A 1,177-nucleotide genomic window follows, 5' to 3' on the forward strand; every position below is an offset into this window, starting at 1 on the left:
CGGCAATATTTAGCCAGGGATTCGAGGATCTCTTCAGCGCTCTTGGTCCACACGAACGGCTTGGGATCCTCGTTCCACTGATCCATCCAGGCGCGGATGTCCTTCTCCAGGCTCTGGACGCTCTTGTGGACTCCCCGCCGGATCAGCTGCTCGGTCAAATAACCGAACCACCGCTCGACCTGGTTGATCCACGAGGACCCGGTCGGGGTGAAATGCATGTGGAACCGAGGGTGACGAGCCAGCCACGCTTTGATCGCCGGGGTCTTGTGCGTGCCGTAGTTGTCGCAGATCAGATGGACGTCCAGCTCGACGGGGACGCTCTTGTCGATGGTGATCAGGAACTTCTTGAACTCGGTGGCGCGGTGCTGGCGGTGCAGTTCCCCGATGACGGTGCCGTCTTCGACATTGAACGCGGCGAACAGGCTGGTGATCCCGTTGCGCACATAGTCATGGGTGCGCCGCTCGGGCATGCCCGGCATCATCGGCAGCACCGGCTGGGAGCGATCCAGCGCCTGGATCTGCGACTTCTCATCCACACACAACACCACCGCCCGCTCGGGCGGGTTGTGGTACAGCCCCACGACGTCGACGACCTTCTCCACGAACAACGGATCACTCGACAGCTTGAAGGTAGCGGCCCGATGCGGCTTGAGCCCGAAATCCCGCCAGATCCGCCCGATCGTCGATCTGCTCAGCCCGCTGCGCTCGGCCATCGAGGCCCGCGACCAGTGCGTGGCGCCTCTAGGCGTCTCCTCCAGCGTCGCCACCACCACCTGTTCGACCCGGTCCAGGGTGATCGACGGCGGCCGGCCTGGCCGCTGTTCGTCGAGGAGCCCGTCCAGCCGCAGCCGAATGAACCGGGTCCGCCACTTCGACACCGTGTCGGGATGCACCCGCAGTTCAGCCGCGATCTGCTGGTTATCCTTGCCGTCCGCGCACGCCAGTACGATCTTCGACCGCATCGCCAGGACCTGCGACGATTTGGCCCGCCGTGCCCATCGCTGCAGCGTGGCCCGTTCCTGGTCGGTCACGGACAACTCCGACTTCGGCCGTCCTGGACGCACCTGGTCGAGGAGCCCGTCGATCCCGTCATGGGCAAAGGCCGCCCGCCACTTGCGTACCGTGGCCAGCGCCGCTCCCAGGTCCCGTGCCACCTGCGCGTTACTGGCCCCCGGTT

At 65.2% G+C, this 1,177-nt stretch carries 1 protein-coding gene; it reads right to left on the minus strand.

Annotated elements, in window-relative coordinates:
* On the minus strand, positions 1-1,154 hold a 1,154-nt coding region (locus ACSDR0_RS50730; protein ID WP_435296153.1), incomplete at its 3' end, for an IS630 family transposase.
* Positions 1,155-1,177 lie beyond the last annotated feature (23 nt).

The sequence above is a fragment of the Streptosporangium sp. G11 genome, from assembly GCF_051192615.1.
Lineage (GTDB): Bacteria > Actinomycetota > Actinomycetes > Streptosporangiales > Streptosporangiaceae > Streptosporangium.